This is a genomic window from Desertimonas flava (genome assembly GCF_003426815.1).
Lineage (GTDB): Bacteria > Actinomycetota > Acidimicrobiia > Acidimicrobiales > Ilumatobacteraceae > Desertimonas > Desertimonas flava.
In genome coordinates, this window is record NZ_QKYK01000004.1 from 103,776 (window position 1) to 121,081 (window position 17,306).

Annotated in this window: 13 protein-coding genes; 2 read left to right on the forward strand and 11 right to left on the reverse strand. The window is 69.9% G+C overall.

The features are described 5' to 3' along the window. Window positions 1-6 precede the first annotated feature (6 nt). Genes DN771_RS07150 through DN771_RS07160 form a run of 3 tightly spaced genes read right to left on the reverse strand, consistent with a single transcriptional unit; the run spans window position 7 to window position 4,273 of the window. Entirely contained in the window at window positions 7-1,746 is a 1,740-nt protein-coding gene (locus DN771_RS07150; RefSeq protein ID WP_116996665.1) for an FAD-dependent oxidoreductase, read from the reverse strand. Continuing rightward, window positions 1,743-3,224: a hypothetical protein gene (locus DN771_RS07155; RefSeq protein WP_205528462.1), complete on the reverse strand. Its 1,482-nt coding sequence runs from the start codon at window positions 3,222-3,224 to the stop codon at window positions 1,743-1,745. The genes DN771_RS07150 and DN771_RS07155 overlap by 4 nt, the downstream gene beginning before the upstream one ends. Further along, window positions 3,224-4,273 (reverse strand): alpha/beta hydrolase, encoded by a 1,050-nt coding sequence (locus DN771_RS07160; RefSeq protein WP_162941658.1) that lies wholly within the window; start codon window positions 4,271-4,273, stop codon window positions 3,224-3,226. The genes DN771_RS07155 and DN771_RS07160 overlap by 1 nt, the downstream gene beginning before the upstream one ends. Window positions 4,274-4,446: 173 nt before the next feature. Here DN771_RS07160 and DN771_RS07165 point away from each other — a divergent pair, with 173 nt between their 5' ends. Together DN771_RS07165 and DN771_RS07170 are read left to right on the forward strand one after the other, a co-directional pair. Beyond that, a complete protein-coding gene (locus DN771_RS07165) occupies window positions 4,447-5,646 on the forward strand; it encodes a hypothetical protein (protein WP_116996667.1) in 1,200 nt (399 codons plus the stop codon). Then, on the forward strand, window positions 5,643-6,047 hold the full coding sequence (locus DN771_RS07170; RefSeq protein WP_116996668.1) for an SCP2 sterol-binding domain-containing protein: 405 nt from the start codon (window positions 5,643-5,645) through the stop codon (window positions 6,045-6,047). Before DN771_RS07165 ends, DN771_RS07170 begins: the two co-directional genes overlap by 4 nt. A gap of 26 nt (window positions 6,048-6,073) precedes the next feature. Here DN771_RS07170 and DN771_RS07175 read toward each other — a convergent pair whose 3' ends face one another. The 8 genes from DN771_RS07175 to DN771_RS07210 all read right to left on the reverse strand — a co-directional run bounded on the left by DN771_RS07175 (window position 6,074) and on the right by DN771_RS07210 (window position 17,166). After that, window positions 6,074-6,841 carry an SDR family NAD(P)-dependent oxidoreductase gene (locus DN771_RS07175; RefSeq protein WP_116996669.1) on the reverse strand — a complete coding sequence of 256 codons (768 nt, stop codon included), beginning with the start codon at window positions 6,839-6,841 and terminating at the stop codon, window positions 6,074-6,076. A 38-nt stretch (window positions 6,842-6,879) separates the two neighbouring features. Further along, the gene (locus DN771_RS07180) at window positions 6,880-7,782 is read right to left on the reverse strand and encodes an alpha/beta hydrolase (RefSeq protein ID WP_116996670.1); all 903 of its coding nucleotides are present in this window, start codon (window positions 7,780-7,782) and stop codon (window positions 6,880-6,882) included. 96 nt (window positions 7,783-7,878) lie between these two features. After that, complete coding sequence (locus tag DN771_RS07185; RefSeq protein WP_162941659.1) at window positions 7,879-8,772, reverse strand: SMP-30/gluconolactonase/LRE family protein; 894 nt, start codon at window positions 8,770-8,772, stop codon at window positions 7,879-7,881. Continuing rightward, window positions 8,769-9,812, reverse strand: coding sequence for an oligopeptide/dipeptide ABC transporter ATP-binding protein (locus DN771_RS07190; protein ID WP_205528463.1), 1,044 nt, complete (start codon window positions 9,810-9,812; stop codon window positions 8,769-8,771). Before DN771_RS07190 ends, DN771_RS07185 begins: the two co-directional genes overlap by 4 nt. Then, a complete protein-coding gene (locus DN771_RS07195) occupies window positions 9,809-11,773 on the reverse strand; it encodes a dipeptide/oligopeptide/nickel ABC transporter permease/ATP-binding protein (RefSeq protein ID WP_116996672.1) in 1,965 nt (654 codons plus the stop codon). The genes DN771_RS07190 and DN771_RS07195 overlap by 4 nt, the downstream gene beginning before the upstream one ends. A 40-nt stretch (window positions 11,774-11,813) precedes the next feature. Next, the gene (locus DN771_RS07200) at window positions 11,814-12,761 is read right to left on the reverse strand and encodes an ABC transporter permease (RefSeq protein ID WP_116996673.1); all 948 of its coding nucleotides are present in this window, start codon (window positions 12,759-12,761) and stop codon (window positions 11,814-11,816) included. An 8-nt stretch (window positions 12,762-12,769) separates the two neighbouring features. After that, window positions 12,770-14,260, reverse strand: coding sequence for an ABC transporter substrate-binding protein (locus DN771_RS07205; protein ID WP_162941660.1), 1,491 nt, complete (start codon window positions 14,258-14,260; stop codon window positions 12,770-12,772). A gap of 155 nt (window positions 14,261-14,415) precedes the next feature. Continuing rightward, window positions 14,416-17,166: a helix-turn-helix transcriptional regulator gene (locus DN771_RS07210; protein ID WP_116996675.1), complete on the reverse strand. Its 2,751-nt coding sequence runs from the start codon at window positions 17,164-17,166 to the stop codon at window positions 14,416-14,418. Window positions 17,167-17,306 lie beyond the last annotated feature (140 nt).

Here is a 17,306-nt window from a genome sequence, read left to right on the forward strand (position 1 = left end):
GAAGTCTCAGCTTGCCTTCTCCGCGAGGATGCCATCGGCAAAGCGGTCGGCGAGAGCCGCGATCGTCAACGACGGATTGGCCCCGACCGGACCGGGCATCACCGAGCCGTCGGCGACGTACAGGCCCGGGTACCCGAACACCCGGCCCCACGGGTCGACCACGCCATGCCGGGGATCGGTCGCCATCGAACACCCGCCGAGCGGATGGACGGTGATCACCCGCCGCATGAACCAGATCGGGTTGTCCCGCAGCGTCGCGCCGAGCTCGTCGGCGATCTGCTTGCTGATCCCGCGGGCGCGATCGAAGTAGGGCCCCGAACGGCCGCGCCGGCCGGCGCGCTTGGCGCTGCCCTTGCGCCAGTCGACCTGCAGGTGGTTGTCGCGCAGGTACATGCGGCCGTCGGCGACGTCGCGCCCCATCGAGAGCAGCGGCAGCAGGCTGCTGGACAGCTGGGCCGTGCCCATCAGGCCGGCGAAGGCGGCGCTGCGCCCGGTGTGCCGGTAGCCCGGCCGCATTCGTTCGCGGGCGAACCGGAACGCCTCGCGCCGCCAGCGCCACAGGTCACCGGGCCCTTCGGCGAGCTGGAGGAGCCACGTGGCGATGGCCGGGAAGCCGGCGTCCTCGACGTAGAGCCCGCGGCCCTCGCCGCCGTCGAGCTCGTCGGGGACGCGGGCCGCGCTGGTGATGACCGGGCCGAACGAGGGATCGATGCGCCGCTGCCGACGCGTCGTGCCGTCCGTGTGAGATGCCCCGTGAGCGAAGGTGAGCAGGTCGCCGTTCCCGCAGAAGCGGTTGCCCAGCTGATCGCTCATCAGTGGGAACGCGGCCCGGTTGCGCAACAGCAGACGGACGGTGCCCAACGTCCCGCCGGCGAGGATCACCCGGTCGGCGACGAGCTCATGGCGGAACACCTCCGGGTCGAAGATGTCGGTCGGGCGGCCCTCGCGCTCGTCGGCTTCGTCGTAGCGCACGTAGTTGACGCGGTAGCCACCACCAGGTTCGGGCGCCAGCTTGCGCACCTCGCAGCGGGTCCACAGCTCGGCGCCGAGCCGCTTCGCCTCGGTCAGGTAGTTGAAGTCGAGCGAGCTCTTGCTGCCGTAGTTACAGCCGATGTCGCACTCGCCGCAGAGTCGGCAGGTGTGGCGGGATCGGCCGTGCAGGTTCGGGTGCGCCTCGTGGACCCGCTCACCCGGCACGGGATCGTCGCCGTCGCTGGCGAAGGCCACCGCCAACGGCGGGCGGAACCAGGCGAGTCCGATCGCTTCCGTCGCCCGCCTGAACTCCTGGGTCTTCGGCGTCGAGGCGTAGGGCTCGTGCTCGAGCGGATAGAGCTGGGGGCGGATCATCGCCTCGACGCGGTCGTAGTGCGGGTCGAGGTCGTCCCGTGTCACCGGCCAGTGCTCGAAGCCGCCGTTGTCGAGATCCTCGGTGACGAACCAGCGCTCGTCCTTGCGCAGCAGCACGTTGGCGTAGATCAGCGAGCCGCCGCCGAGCCCGCTTGACACGAGCGCGTTGAGGCCATGAAAGGACCAGAGATCGAACAGTCCGTACAGCCCCTTGGTGGGGTCCCAGAAGTTCGTGCGCATCTGACTCGGCGTGCGGGCGAACGAGCCCGGCGGATACGCCCTGCCCCGCTCGAGCACACACACCCGCTTCCCCGCCTCGGCGAGTCGGTACGCGGTGACCGCCCCGCCGAAGCCGGAGCCGATCACGATCGCGTCGAAGCGCTCCGGCGACGCCGTCACCCGGTGGACCTCCCCCAGATCTCGGCCGTCTCCCGCTGGCGCCGAACGTGTTCGGGCGCGGCGAACCGCTCGTAGTACGGCAGCTCGACGTGTGAGAACTGTGCCCAGATGCCCGGCAGGTTCCAGGCGTCGGTGTGGGCCGGGAAGCGACCGTACGTGTCGTAGATGTACGAGCAGATCTCCTTGGTGTAGGCGACCGCTTCGCGCGGGTGCGGCGCCTGGAGGCGGAGATAGGCCTCGGCGTCGGCCCGATCGCGATAGCGCGTGGCGAACACCTCGGCGTCGGCGTAGGCGCCACCGTTGCCGTACTTCTCCTCGAGCACCATGTCGACCGCTTCGTCCATCGACGACACGTACGGGGGACAGAGCCCTTGGAGAACCCCGTCGATCCCGACGTAGTTGGGCTGGGACGCCGGTGTCGGCGGCCAGCGCCGCCACCGCGACAGCTTCGGGCCATGCTCGCGGAACCCGAGCCCGAGCAGCCCTGCCGACTCGTCGCGCTGCATCACGTACGGCGGCAGCGGGCACGAGTGGATCCAGCCGCCGAGGCCGAGCGCCTCACCCGTCAGCAGCAGGGTCTGCAGGCCGAGGAACGCCTCGTGGTCGGTACGGGCGCTGCCGACGAATCCGAGGGGCGCCGGGACGTCCTTGGTGAAGCGACCCTCGCGGACCCGCTTGACGCCGCCGATCGGTTGGTACGGGATGCGCTCGACGAGCCGCAGGTTCATCGCCGCCCAGGCGAGCCAGTCGGTGAGGGTGCGCGGATGGAACGTCCGGAAGTCGTCGATGAACAGCGGGGCCTTCCCGGCCGGCTCGCTCGCCAGGATCAACATGGCGTTGATGTACTGGCGGGTGTTGTCGACGACGGGCAGGAAGCACGTCGTGCCCGGTGCGTTCGAGTGCTGGGCGTTCCAGCCGAGGTAGTAGGGCCACTCCCGGGGGAACGACATGCGGTCGGCGTACACCCTGCGCTTCACGTGGTCGGCGGCGGCCACCCAGTCGGCCTCGGTGCGGTCGGCCCACCGCGCCGGGAAGTCGCGGAGGAAGTCGGCGGCCTCGCGGCCGCGCAGCCGGCGGATCAACCACACGCCCTCGTCGTTGATCATGAAGAAATGCGTCGCCTGGGCGTTGTCGGCGCTCGACGCCCCGCCGGCGACGACGTTGAGGAACGGGCTGCCCAGCTCGTCGGCGCCGCCCGGCTTCGTCAAAGGACCGTCGTGCAGCACGGCCCCGGTGGTCCCGATCGACGCGATCAGGATCGCCTCCTCGAGCGGGCTGAGCGGCTCGGGCTCGCTCGTACTGTGGTGACTGAGCGGCCCGGCCTCGATCGAGACGCCGCGGGCCACGCGCCGCGTGCGCCGCTCCCGGACGGCATCGATGAGGGGGTAGCTGAACAGGTCGCGGAGGCCGGCATGATCGGCCGCCCCGGCGGCGTCCGCAGTGTCGGTTCCCGCCTCGTCCACCCGCATGTCGTCCATCAGTTGAACCGTTCCAGCTCCTCGAGCGCGAGTGGGAACACGTCGACCGCCGCCCCCTCGCCGATCCAGCAGTCCATGTGCGCATAGCCCGGAATGACCGTCCGGCGGTAGAGGTCGTCACCGTTCACGGCCCGCAACGCGTCGTAGGTGAGCTCGGTGGAGCGCGGGATGAACATCCGGTTGTGCTCGCCGTGCAGGAACGTGATCGGGATCGCCACGCGGTCGAGGTGCGGCATGTAGACGTCCTGGCCGGCGGCATCGACGACGTGCCCCTTGCGGATCATCGCCGTGATGTGCTTGAACGCCGTCAGCCGCGTCTTGCCGAAGATGTGGACGATCGCGTCGTGGGTCGCCTCGTTCAGCTGATCGTGGTCGAAGACCTCGCCGTAGATGAACAGGATGCGATGGCAGACCTCGCTGTCACACTTCTCCCGCGTCGGCCAGTGCTTCATCACCCGTTCCAGTGCCCGGTCCTCGAACGCCGAGCTGTGAAACGTCGTGGTGAGCCGCTCGATCCCGACGCCGTGCAGCAGGGCGGCCATGCGGCTCTGCGCCTTCATGCGGTTGATCGCCACGGGGATCGGGTGCAGACCGAGCTGCGAGCACACTGCCGAGCGCACGCCCGACATGCCGGTCGTCATCGCCATCAGGAACGTCAGCGAGCCCATGCAGTGCGGCACCACCTGCACCGACTCGGCCCCGGTCACCTCGAGCACCTTGGCGATCGCCGCCGGCCAGTCCCGCGTCGCGATGTCGTCCATCGTGTAGTCGGTCGACGCGGCCGGCAGCATCGGGCTGGCGCGGTAGTCGAGCAGCCAGATGTCGTAGCCGTGCTCGGCGAGGTATTCGGGGAAGTTGGTCTCGACCGTGTCGATCGTCCAGGCGAGCGTCGACGTCCCGTACCCGGGCGCGAGCACGACCGGGCCCTTGTTGCCGGCCGGGAAGCGGGTCAGGCGAATGTCCCGACCGTCACTCGTGGTGACGTCGAAGATCGTCTCGCCATCGAGACGCAACGGCCGATGCGGAACAGGCAGGATCCCCGACGGCATGGGGGCGAACGTATCCCTCGCCGAGAGCCAGTGCATCCGAATTCCCCCTGCACCCGACGCTGCTGTGTGGATCGACCCCGGTCGACGGCCGCTAATTCGGCTGCACGCGAGCACTCGAACCACTAGACCGTCGGTCCGATGGGTGCGTACGCGACCCGGAAGCGGCGCCGGCGATGACGGCGATCGAAGGACCCGACACCACCGAGCGCGTCTGGAGCGCCCGGCGGGTCGGGCCGCTGACGATCGAGTGGCGCGGACAGCGCACGCTGGCCGGCTGGTCCGACGACGTCGTCACGGTCGGCATCGGCGCCATCGGCGCTGCGGCGATGTACTGGGACTCGTGGCGCCACAACGGCAAGGCGATCGCGAGCGACGGCTTCTGGAGCCCGCCGCACATCCTGCTGTACGTCGCGCTCGGCGCCGTCGGCTACTGGATCGGGCTCATCGTGCTGCGGCGTCAGCAGCCCGGGTTCAAGGCGCTCAATCTGGCTGCCATCCCTCGCGGCTACGGCATCGGCATGGTGGGGCTCGCCCTTGCCGGCGTCGGCGGCATCGGTGACTACATCTGGCATGCCATCTTCGGGTTCGAGGATCAGGTCAACGCCTTCTGGAGCCCGCCCCACCAGCTGCTGTTCCTCGGCGGGACGCTGGTGGTGACGGCGCCGCTCGTGTCGAGCTGGTATCGCCATGACGGTCCACTCGACGCCCGCAGCGCGGTGCCGGTCGTCGGGTCGCTGGCGCTCATCATGAGCACGGCCACCTATGCCCTGACGCACCTGTCGCCGCTGTGGAACAACCTCGCACCGACGCCGGCGTTCCAGCAGCAACTCACCCGCTTCGACGACGCCTATCCGGCCGGGGACCTCGGTCCGGGCCACGTCGGCCTCGACGTCGCCGTGCGCAACCTCGGCGACTCGAGCTTCCCGTACTACTTCCACACGCTGAACCACTCGGTGGCCTCGTTCCTGCTGCTGTCGATCACGCTCGTCGCGCCGGTGCTGTTCCTGGTTCGTCGGTGGTCCCCGCCGCCCGGCGCGGTTGCCGTGATCTTCGGCCTCTACGGCCTCGTGGCCAGCATCCCGACGGAGTTCCGCGACATCGAGCTCGTCGCCGGGCTCGTGGTGGCCGGCGCGGTGATCGACGTGCTGATCGCCCGGCTGCAACCGGCGTTGCCGTCACGTCCGTGGCAGTTCCGCGCCATCGGGGCATTGGTGCCGCCACTGTCGATCGGGGGGTATCTCCTCGCCCTCGAGGTGCTCGGCGCCGGCCTGGCCTGGGGCATCTCGATCTGGCTCGGCGTGATGATCACGGCGGGCATCATCGGACTGGGCCTGGCGTGCCTGATGGCCCCGCCCAGCACCGGCGCCCGATGAAGGCGACGACCCTCGTCAGCGTGGCCCGGCGCACGCCGCGACCGATCCTGCGCATGGCGACGCGACGGCCGGCGAGCGGCGCCGTGATCGGTCAGGTCTTCCGGCGCATGCCCGAGCTCCTCAGCCCCGCCGGCCGCAAGGCACGCGGGGTGATCCGCTTCGACATCCGGACCGGGTCGGCCGTCGAGACGTGGTACGCCACCTTCGGCGCCGGGACGTGCACCACCGGGCGCCGGGTCGACACCCGTCCCCGGGTGACGATCTCCCTCGAGGCCCTCGACTTCGTGCAGCTGGCCAGCGGCACCGACCCGATCGAGCTGTTTCGCGCCGGCCGGCTGCGCCTCGCCGGCGACACCTACTTCGGCGCATCGGTGGGCGAGCTGTTCGACCTCCGCCCCTGACGCGGGACGCCGCCGGTCGCTCGCGGTTACGACTTGCGCAGCTTCTCCGGCCGGCCGAACTTCTCGGACATGCGCAGCGTGAGCGACTGCGGCATCAGACGCTGCGCCCTGGTGAACCAGCGGATCGCCCCGCCAGGGACGATCGAGCCGGCGTCGCGGTCGTAGGCGCGCAGCGCCTGCTCCACCACCCGCTCGACGGGGATCTTGCCGACGAGCTTGATCCCGCCCACTCCGGCCGTCTCCTGGAACTCGGTGGCCACGGGTCCGGGACAGACGGCGAGCACGCGCACCCCAGACCCCTTCAGCTCGACGCGCAGGGCGGCGCTGAAGCTGAGCAGGAAGGCCTTCGACGCTCCGTACACCGCCTCGTACGGCATCGGCTGGAACCCGAAGATGGACGAGAGGTTGATGATGCCACCGGCGCCACGGTCGACCATCGCCGGGAGGAACGCTCTGCTGAGCGTGACGACGGCCTCGCAGTTGAGCCGCACCTGGGCGGCATCGCGGCCCTCCGGGATCTTCCAGAAGCGGTCGTGGTTGCCGAACCCGGCGTTGTTGACGAGCAGATCGACGTCCACGCCGAGCGCCTCGACACGCGCGGGAAGCGCCGCGGCGTCGGCGCCGAGATCGCACGGCAACACGTGCACCTTGGTCGGGAGTTCCGCCGCCAGGCGCTCGAGCCGGTCGGCCCGTCTCGCCACCAACACCAGATCGTGCCCGCGCGCCGCCAGTTGGCGCGCGAACTCCTCACCGATCCCCGACGAGGCTCCGGTGATCATCGCCACGTTGCTCATCCGCGCTCTCCTGTCTGTTCATCCACCGGTCGGCCCGATCACGTCCCGATGAGGTGCTTGACCAACCAGTCGCGGCTCGCCGCGCTCGTCAGGTCGAACGATTCCCGGTACGCGTCGTAGTGGTTCCCGGGCAGCAGCACAAGCTGTTTCGGCTCGAGCGCCCGGGCGTAGAACTCGATCGCATCGTCGGCGAGCGTGACGAGATCGTTGGTCATCACGATCATCTGCAGCGGCGTCGGACTCACCCGGTCGAGGAACATCCCCGCCTCGTACTCGCTCGCCATCTCGGCCGAGCGCAACGTCAGCTCGTTGCGCCAGGCGGGCGCCCGCTCGGCGTGGGTCGACGTGAAGAAGTCGTACGACTCCTGCTGCGGCAGCACGACGTAGGGGTCGAACGGCCGCTCGGCGACGAGCGGGATCATCTGGGGCGCGGCGCCGGCGAACCTCGCCCGCCGGTCGCCGTCGAACGCGGCACGGATCATCGGCGCCAAGTGCGGCTGGAGGAAGCGACGGAACTGCCGGTAGCCCGACACCATCGGGATCAGCGACACGACGCACTTGCACCGCCGGTCGAGCGCCGCGGCGACGATCGCGTTGCCGCCTCCGTAGCTGACCCCCCAGAACCCGATCCGGTCGTTGTCGACCTCTTCGAGCGTCTCGGCGAACGTGCAGGCGTTGCGATAGTCACGGATCTGCGCCCACGGGTCGAGCTCCTGGCGAGGCTCGCCGTCGCTCGCACCGAAGCAGCGGTTGTCGTAGACGACGCAGGCGAGACCGGCGGCGGCGAACACCCGGGCGAAGTCGTCGAGGTACATCTCCTTCACGCAGGAGATTCCGTGGGCCATGATCACCGTCGGGAACGGACCGGTCCCCTCGTCCGGCGTGAAGAGCCAGCCGCGCAGCGTCACTCCGTCGGCGTCGAACTCGACATCGCGTTGCATCGTGGTGGTACTCCTGCGTGGATCCGGCGACCCGGTGATGTTGTCGTCTCAGAGCCACCCGTGCACGGGATTTCGTGGTCGCGCTCCCCCGAGAGATCAGAGTCTGCCGGCGTCGATCCCGGGCACCTCGACGCTGACCGCGAGGAGTACCCCGTCGCGCCGGTCCGCCGTCTTCCCGTTGCCGAGTGGCGGACCGGCGCAGAGGTACAAGGTGCGCAGGTCCGGCCCGCCGAGCGTGACCGCGAACGCCGTCAGCTCGCCGAGGTCGACGACGTCGAGAACTGCGCCGCCGGGCGCCACCCGCATCGCGCCTCCGCCACCGGCGTCTGCAACCCAGACGGCACCCGACGCGTCGAGCGCGATCCCGTCGGGGAGCACGGCACCTCCGGCGATGGCGTCTCCCACGGTGGCCGCCGCCGCATCGTCGAACCGAGCCCACGTCCGACGGCCCGACAACGAGCCGCGAGCCGAGACATCGAACGCCGTGATGCGCGAGGCGAACGTCTCGGCGACGAGCAGCGTCGTTCCGTCCTGGGACAGGGCCATCCCGTTCGGGAAGACGAGATCGGTCGCCGCCAGGTCGACCGACCCGTCTCGCGACACCCGCCACAGGCCGGTGCTCGCCAGCGGGCTGGAGAGTTCGAGCGGGAAGCCGAAGCTGCCTACGAACGCGCCGGTCGGCGTGACCAGGAGATCGTTGAGGGGATGGTCGACGAGCGAGGACAGGTCGGCCGCGACCGCGAGGGCGTCACCTGCCCACCGGAGAACCCGCCGATCGGTCATCGACACCACCAGCAACGCCCCGTCGACGAATCCCAGGCCCGATGGTCGTCCTGCAAGTTGACACACGTCGACCACCGAGCCCTCGGGATCGAGGCGATGCACGAGCCCGGTGAACAGGTCCGAGAGCCAGAGCCGGCCGTCGTGCCATCTCGGCGATTCGAGGAACGAGAACCCGCTGGCGACGACGCGGACGCGCGAGTCGGTCATGGTTCGAGCGATGTCAGCGACGCCTCCATCCCCAGCCCGGTCGCGATCGGCTGTGGCGTCGTCGCCGTCTGGTCGTAGAGGTGACATCGGACGTGGCCGCCTCCGACCACTGGGGTCGCGACCGGAAAGGTGCTCCAGCAGGGTTCGAACGCGTAGGAGCATCGGGGCGCGAATGGACAGCCGTCGGCGGGCTCGGCCGCTCGCTGGGGTGCCGCCGCCAACAGACGGCGGCGCAGCTCGCGCCGGCGCGTCTGCACGACGGGATCAGGCACCGGGACCGACGCCACGAGCGCCTGCGTGTAGGGATGGGCGGGCTGATCGGCGACCCGTGCGGCACCGCCGTCCTCGACGACGCGCCCCCGGTACAGCGCAGCGATGCGATGGCTCAGGTGACGCACGACCGTGAGGTCGTGGGCGATGAAGAGGTAGCCGACGCCGGAGTCCGCTTGCACATCGGCGAGGAGGTTGATGACTTGGCTCTGGGTCGATACGTCCAGCGCACTGACCGGTTCGTCGAGCACCATCAGGGACGGCTCGCTCAACAACGCTCGGGCGATGCAGACCCGCTGCCGCTGACCACCAGAGAGCTCGTACGGATACCGCTCGAGATGACGTCGCTCGAGACCAACCCGCTCGAGCGCGTGCGCCGCTCGCTCTCGGCGCTCGCTGCGGCCGAGACCGAGATGGGTGACGAGGGGTTCGGCCACCAGGTCGGCGATCACCTTCGTCGGATCGAGCGACGAGTACGGATCCTGGAACACCGCTTGAATCGCTCGCCGGAGTTCGGCCGGCAGCCGGCCGCGGATGGCGGTCAGATCGCGGCCCGAGAACGTGATGGTGCCGGACCGGGGCCGAAGGAGGTGAAGGACCGCCCGACCGATCGTCGACTTACCCGAGCCCGACTCCCCCACCAGGCCGAGCGTCTCACCAGGAGCGATCTGGAACGAGACGTCGCGCACCGCGGCCACCACGTCGCGGCGACCGAGGGACCGTCTCGTGCGGAACTCCACCGAGAGCGCGTCGACGTCGAGGAGTGTCACGATGCGTCCCGCGTGGGGGCTGCGACGGGCTGGTCCGCGACGGCCCGCCAACAACGGGCCTGGTGGCGATCACCCAGGTCCACCAGCGACTGCGCGGCCTCACAACGGTCGGCGACCGAGGGGCAGCGGTCGAGGAACCGACACCCGGCACCCCAGGTCCCCGGAGCCGGAACGGACCCGGGGATCGCGGCCAGCCGTTCACCCTTGCGATCCCGCATCGGCCGCGACTCGATGAGCGCCGCCGTGTAGGGATGCCGTGGCGACCGGAGGAGCGTCGTGACATCGGCGGACTCGACCAGCTCTCCGGCATACATCACGGCCGCGCGATCACACGCGTCGGCCACCACACCGAGATCGTGCGTGATGAAGAGGATGCTCGTGCCGAGCTCGGCCTGGACCTCGCGGAGCAGGTCGATCACCTGACCTTGAACCGTCACGTCGAGGGCCGTGGTCGGCTCGTCGGCGATCAGCAGGCTCGGCCGGCACGACAGGGCCATGGCGATCATGACCCGCTGGGCCATACCGCCGGACAGCTCGTGGGGGTACGAGGCGAGCACGCGTGCCGGCCCCGGAATGTGGACCATCTCGGTGAGCTCGAGCGCGCGCGCCGAGGCCGCTCTCCGTGTCGTGTCCCCGTGCAGCCGGATCGCCTCACGAAGCTGCGCCCCGACCGTCAGAGCCGGATTCAAACTGCTCATGGGGTCCTGGAAGACCATCCCGATCTGGGCACCACGCACGCCACGCATCTCGCGCGCCGACAACGTGACCAGTTCCGTGCCTTGCAGGCTGACGCTCGCGGCGGTGGCCGTCGACCCAGCGGGCAACAGCCCTGCGATCGCCAACGCCGTGGCGCTCTTGCCACAGCCCGACTCTCCGACGAGTCCCAAGGTCTCACCCGGGCCGATGCTGAACGAGACGCCGCTGACCGCCGCGACGTCGTCGCCTCGCGGCGAGCGAAAGGTCACCCAGAGATCCCTGACGTCCAGAGTGGGGGTGGACTCGGACACGCGTTCATCGGGCGGCACTTCTGGGCCGGAGACGAGCGCCTGACCGCCTCCCCGCAGGCGCACCTGCACGGGACGGAGCGAACCGCCTTCGACCCCACGGCCCACCGAATCCCGAACCGCATCGCCGAGCACGTTGACCGACAGCACGGTGAAGGCGATCGCGAGCCCGGGCGGCAAGGGGATGAACCAGTTGCGGACGGCGAACGGTGCGCTCTCGGCGAGCATGCTCCCCCAGCTCGCCTGGGGTGGCTGGACACCGAGCCCGAGGAAGCTGAGACCGGCCTCGGCCAAGAGCGCGGCGCCGAACGCCAGGGTGACCTGGACGATCAGGGGCGCCGCGACGTTGGGCAGGACGTGACGGAACATGATCACCCGGTCCTTTGTCCCGATCACCTGGGACGTGACCACGTACAGGTGCTCGCGTGCGGCGAGGACTGCGGCCCTCGTGAGCCGGAGCAACGACATGGCGAACACGAGGCCGATGGCCAGCATGGCGTTGGTGAGGCCGGCGCCGAGGACGGCCAGCACACAGATCGCCAGCACCAGACCGGGGATGGCGACCACACCTTCGACGATCCGCATGACGATCCGATCCCACCATCCGCCCCGATATCCGATGAACATCCCGATGGGGATGCCGACACCGGCGGCGATCGCCACCGCTTCGAGCGACGAGGTCAGCGCAACTCGCGTTGCGGAGACCAGCCGGCTGAGGATGTCACGGCCGAGGTTGTCCGTCCCCAGCCAGTGCTCTCGGGAGGGGTACGAGAGCACGGCGCGCAGGTCCTGCTGGCCTGGATCATGAGCGACCAGGAACGGTCCGACGATGGAGACCGCAACGAGCGCGACGAGGAAGGCCGCGGCCACCGTGGCGTCCCGCCGGCTGAGCAGCCGACCGAGGGTGCGTCGGCGCGCCGAGAGTGCGGGCGCCGGCTCGATCTGCGCGACCGTCACAGGTCTGCTCCCCCGCGAGCGCATGCCGCCCGGCCGGACGTCATGCCACTCGCACCCGCGGGTCGAGCAGGCCGTAGCACACGTCGGTCAGCAGATTGACCACCACGACGACGAGCGCGGTGTACATGACGACGCCCTGCATCATCGTGACGTCGCTCTCTCGGACCGAGCGCACCGCGAGCGAACCCAATCCGGGCAGGTTGAAGACCTGTTCCACCACGAGTGCGCCACCGAGCAACGCCGTGAACTGGAACGCGACGACGGTGACCACCGGGATGCAGGCGTTCTTGAGGGCGTGACGGACGACGACACGGACCGGACCGGCACCCTTGGCGACGGCGGTGCGGGCATAATCGGACTGGAGGGCGGCGGCGAGTCCGCTGCGGGTCTGGCGAGCGACGACCGCGGCAGAGGACAGCCCGAGCGCGATGCACGGCAGCGCGATCGACCGGAACCACTGCCCCGGAGACTCCGTCAAGGCCGTGTAGCCCGTGGCGGGAAACCAGCCGAGCGTCAAGCTGAAGAGACGCACGAGCAGGATCGCCGCCCAGAAATGGGGCACGGCCAGCCCCACGGTGGCGCCGAAGGTGACGCCGCGGTCGACGGGCGAACCGGCGGTGGCACCGCCGATCACTCCGGCGCCGATGCCGACCACGATGCTGACCAGGATCGCACCGGTCGCGACCGACAGCGTCACCGGCATGCGAGCCCACACGGCCTCGCTCACCTCCTGACCGTTGGACAGCGAGATCCCGAAGTCGCCCCGGAGAGCCCCGCCCAGCCAACGGGCGTACTGCACCGGGACGGGACGGTCGAGGCCCAACTCCTTCTCGAGCGCCGCATACTGCTCAGCGGTGGCGTTCTCGGCCCCGAGCCGGACGAGCACCGGGTCGCCGGGCAGCAACTGGAGCGACAGGAACGCGACGATGCTGACGACGAACAGGAGCGGGACGATCGCCAGCAACCGGCGAACGACGAGCGCGGGCATGCCCGACGTCAGGTGCCGACCCCGATCCCGACAGGGTCTGGGAAGAACTCACCGGTGTGCCACACGACGTCCGAGACGTCGTCCGCGTACAGCGCGATCTGCTCACCGCGGACCACCGACACGATGATGCCGTCGCCCACCACCCTGCCGAACAGAACGTCGTACGCCGCCTGTCGCTCATCGGCGACGACCGGCGCCGCAGCCGCGTTCGCCATGTCCACCAACTCCTCGTCGACGACACCCCACGCCAGATTGTACGGAGCATCTTCGGTCCACAGCCAGAGGTGCCACTTCGAGGGGTCGGGAATGGGCGTCGGGGTGACGAACACCGGATACCCCCCGGAACGGACCTGTTCGGCCATCCCGCCCGCCTGGACGAGCTCGACACTGGTGTCGATGCCGATCTCGCTCCAGTAGTTGGCCAGGGCCTGGGCGAAGGTCTGCGTGGACGGGATGGCCGGCACGGTGAGCTCGAAGCCGTCGGCGTAGCCGGCTTCGGCGAGCAGGGCCCGTGCAGCATCGGGGTCGTAGGCGAGAGCGTCGTCGAGGGCCGCGACATGCCCGAGCTCACCATCGAGGTAGGGCTGCGTCGTCGGTTCGGCGTGACCGAAGAAGACACCTTCGGCGATGGCCTCCCGATCGATCGCCATCGCCATCGCCTGACGGACACGGGCGTCGGCGAGGGCCGGCAGCATGGTCCCGTCGCGGTCGAGGACCACGGCATACCAGACGAACCCGAGCGTGCTCGACGTCTCGAAGCCCTGGGAGATGAACTGATCGACCTGTGCCTCGCCGAGCACCGTCACGTCGACCTCGTCGTTCTGCAGGGCGTTGGCACGGGCGGCCTCATCCGTGATGGGAACGATCTCGAGCCGGGCCACGGTCTGTCGGCTCGCGTCCCAGTAGTTCTCGCTCGGCACGTAGACGAAGCGGTCACCAGCAGCGCTGGTCGAGGGATCGAGCACGTACGGGCCGGACGTCCCGCCCGGGCTGGTCTCGAACGTCGTCCCGTCGAACGATGACGGATTGACGAGCATCCCCGGTGCCTGGGCGAGGTCGACGAGCAGCGTCGGGGCCGGACCGTCGAACGTCAGCGTGACGGTGCGATCGTCCGTCGCCTCCACCGACGACAGCGTCGCGAACGCCGCGCCACCCACCGTCGCGAAACGTTCGATGTTGGCGACCACTGCTTCCGCGTCGATCGCCGTACCGTCGGCGAAGGCGGGCCCCTCGCGGAGGCTCAGGGTGGCCGTGGTCCCGTCCCACTCCCACGACTCGGCGACGCCGGGCTGGGGCGTGTTCTCCTCGTCGAGACGCAGCAGTGTGTCGTACACGGGTTGCAGGTAGAAGAGCTGCGCGTTCTGAACCCGCGCCGGATCGAACGTCTGGAGATTGGTGTTGGGGGCGACTCGCAGCGTGCCCGTCGGCTCGGTGGTCGCCGGCGACGCGGCGCCGGCAGTCATCCCGGCGGCGCCGCACGACGCAGCGAGAAGCGCCACTGCCGCAATCATGCGGCGGTGACGCGTGGCGAGATCAACAGACATTGGAAACAGACCCCCTCTGAGTGACTGGTTGCAGTCAACTCCTTCGGTCGCAGCCAGTGCAGTAGGGAGCCCCCAACACTTTGCTAGTGGTCTAGCGGCCCCACCGTGACTCAGATGTGCCCCGATCTCACGGCGATCGCCAGGTCGACGCGCGACGCGCAGCCGACCTTGCGGTAGAGCCGGCTCAGGTAGACCTCGACGGTCTTGTGGCTGAGATGGAGCTCGCCGGCGATCTGACGATTGGTGAGACCCCAACTGACCAGCTCGGCGAGCCGCCGTTCGGACGCTGTGAGCCCCGAGCCCGTGCGATCCGCGCGCGGGAGCCGACGGCCGAGGCGCCGCAGCAACAGCGCGACGTCGCGTTCGCGGGCGGGAACCCGCAGCCGCCGGAACACGTGCACCGCCTCCACGAGAGCGTCGGCGTCCGAGTCGAGCCTTCCGGCGACGACCAGGCCTCGCGCTCGTTCGAACTCGAAGCCGTGCTCCGCGGCGAGCGTCGCTGCGGTGCGCGCCGAGTCGACATCTTCATGTGCGGCGGCCACGGCGAGGGCGGTGAGCACCCGCTCGCGGGCGCTCGGCGTCGCCGGTTGGGCGGATCGGAGCTGGGCGACGACGCGCTGGGCGGCGTCCCGGCGGCCGGCGGCGAGCTCGATGTCCACGAGCAGTGAAGCGCTGCGCGCGAGGTCGCCGATCCGGCCGATGGCGAGTTGATGGCGCAGAGCCCGGCCGGCTTCGGCACGAGCCTGGTCGAGGTCACCCGCCATCAGGTGCACGTGGGCACATGCGGCCAGCGTCGTGCTCCGGAACACCGGCGCCACGCCGATCTCGTCGGTGACCCGCCGGGCGGCCGCCAGTTCCCCCCGCTCGGCGTGGACGTGCGCACTGGTCGACAGCAACAACGGACGAAGGGCGGCGTCGCACTCGCCGGCGACCTCGGCCTTCTCTGTGATCGCCAGAACCTCGTCCCAGGCGCCGGCCATGAAACGCTCGTGCACCCGGGCGACCACAATCGTTCCGGGCAGAACGTGCGCATCGTCGAGCTCCGACAGCCACGTCGCCGCTTCTCGCGGCTCGCCGTTGTACGCCGCCGCCGATGCCAACGCCACGAGGGAGCCCGTGGCGCGCAGACCTTGGGTCTCCCGCACGATGGCCTCGAGACGACTCGACACCTCCTGGGCCTCTGCCGTCCGGCCGGTCGTGAGGTACATGTTGAGCCGGGCGCCGTCGACCAGCGAGTCGCTCGTGTCACCGGCCATCTCACCGGCGCGCTCGAGACTCGTCTCGGCCTCGGCGAGACGATCGAACCAGAGCAGCAGTTGACCTCGCTGGGCGACGACCCGGGCCGTGAGCATCTCCTCCCCCACGTACTCGTCCACCAACTCGAGCGCGTCGGCGAACCGGCCGTCACGCTGCAGCGCGACGAAGAGCAGCTCGACCGTACGGGCGAACGTGGGGCCGGATGGGAGCAGGGCGAGCGCTTGCCGGGCCGCGTCAGCCGCCTCGCCATGCTGTGACGAGAGATGCAGCGCACGTGCGAGCCGGGAGAGCACCGCCCCGCGGTTGGGTGCGTCCGACGGCATCATGGTCAACGCGTCCCGATACCACTCGACGGCACCACGGGGCGCCTGGTCTGCCGCCTCGTCGCCCGCGGCCGCGAAGATCTGGCTCGTCGTGGGGTCGACCGTGCCCGCGAGGCGCAGGTGACGCGCGATGTCGGCGACCCTGACGTTGCGGCCGAGCTCGCGCTGGGCGATCCGGAGGTCAGCCACCGAGCGATGGAGGCGGCTGCGATCCGCCGGGCCCAACTGCTCGTAGATCGTGTCGCGCACGATCGGATGGGCGTATGCGTACCCGCCGTCGGCCGCCGCGAGGATTCCCGCCTCCACCAGCCGATCGAATGCCGTCTCGACAGCGGGTGCGTCGAGCCCGGTGATCTCCACCACCCACGGCAGGTCGGACACGTCCACGGTGGGCAGCACGGCGACGGTCCGGCTCACCACGACCGCGTCATCGCCGAGGCTGGCGACGCGACGGAGAACGGACACCGAGCCCGACGCGCTCATCGATGCGTCCGCGGTCGCGGTGAGCTCGCCGCCGTCGTCGCGCGTGAGCAGATCCTGCTCCTCGAGGGACCTGAGCAGCTCGACCGTGAAGAACGGGTTGCCGCGGGTGCGTTGCCAGATGCGGCTCGCCAACTCGCGGCTCGGTGCGGCCCCGCAGTGCGCGGCGATCAACGCCGCGTGCTCGTCGGCATCGAGCGGTTCGACGTCGATCACCGTGCTCGGCGACGCTGAGACGATCCGCTCGATCGCGCTCGCTGCCATCACGTCGACGTCCGGCGCGTGCCGCCGGGTGGTCATGGCGATGAGCAGTCGGGCGTCGACGTGTCGCCCCAGATATCCCAGTGCATCGAGGCTGTCGGCGTCAGCACTGTGCACATCGTCGATGGCGAGCAGCAGCGGAGCCCGGTCGGCCCAATCGTGCAGCACCTCAGCAAGGAGGGTCAGCAGCTCCGCGGGGCGGTGATCGCCGATCGCCAGCCGGCCTCCAGCGCTCAACAGCGCCAACAGTCGGGTGGTCGCGGGCCGCGCCCGGGGACTCTCCTCGACACGAAGTCCGGGACGAAGCGCCAGCGTGATCGGCGCCAACGGCACGCGCTTGTCGAACTCATCGGCGCGAGATGCCATGACCCTGACACGTTGGGTCCTGGCACGGGCGCGGAGCGTGTCGAGGAGTCGGGTCTTGCCGACTCCCGGATCGCCACGCAACAGCACGACATGTGGCTGACCGCTGCGCACAACGGCGAGCGCGTCGTCGAGTGCAGCCGTCTCTCGCTCCCGCCCGATGAGGCCATCGAACATGTCCGGCCTCGCCCGGAGCTCGCGACCTGTCGTCGGCAGGGCTCCCACGAGCTCAGACCTTAGTGTCGCGCCCCGTGGAAGCTGCGGCCCGGTCGACCGCTGTCGCCGCGACGAGTGTCGACGGTCGGCTCACCGTCGGG

Bases quoted from the DNA above. Each gene is read 5' to 3' on its own strand.
- DN771_RS07210 (WP_116996675.1), bottom strand. From the start codon at position 17,166: ATGTTCGATGGCCTCATCGGGCGGGAGCGAGAGACGGCTGCACTCGAC.
- DN771_RS07185 (WP_162941659.1), bottom strand. From the start codon at position 8,772: ATGACCGACTCGCGCGTCCGCGTCGTCGCCAGCGGGTTCTCGTTCCTC.
- DN771_RS07180 (WP_116996670.1), bottom strand. From the start codon at position 7,782: ATGCAACGCGATGTCGAGTTCGACGCCGACGGAGTGACGCTGCGCGGC.
- DN771_RS07165 (WP_116996667.1), top strand. From the start codon at position 4,447: ATGACGGCGATCGAAGGACCCGACACCACCGAGCGCGTCTGGAGCGCC.
- DN771_RS07200 (WP_116996673.1), bottom strand. From the start codon at position 12,761: ATGCCCGCGCTCGTCGTTCGCCGGTTGCTGGCGATCGTCCCGCTCCTG.
- DN771_RS07170 (WP_116996668.1), top strand. From the start codon at position 5,643: ATGAAGGCGACGACCCTCGTCAGCGTGGCCCGGCGCACGCCGCGACCG.
- DN771_RS07175 (WP_116996669.1), bottom strand. From the start codon at position 6,841: ATGAGCAACGTGGCGATGATCACCGGAGCCTCGTCGGGGATCGGTGAG.
- DN771_RS07155 (WP_205528462.1), bottom strand. From the start codon at position 3,224: ATGGACGACATGCGGGTGGACGAGGCGGGAACCGACACTGCGGACGCC.
- DN771_RS07160 (WP_162941658.1), bottom strand. From the start codon at position 4,273: ATGCCGTCGGGGATCCTGCCTGTTCCGCATCGGCCGTTGCGTCTCGAT.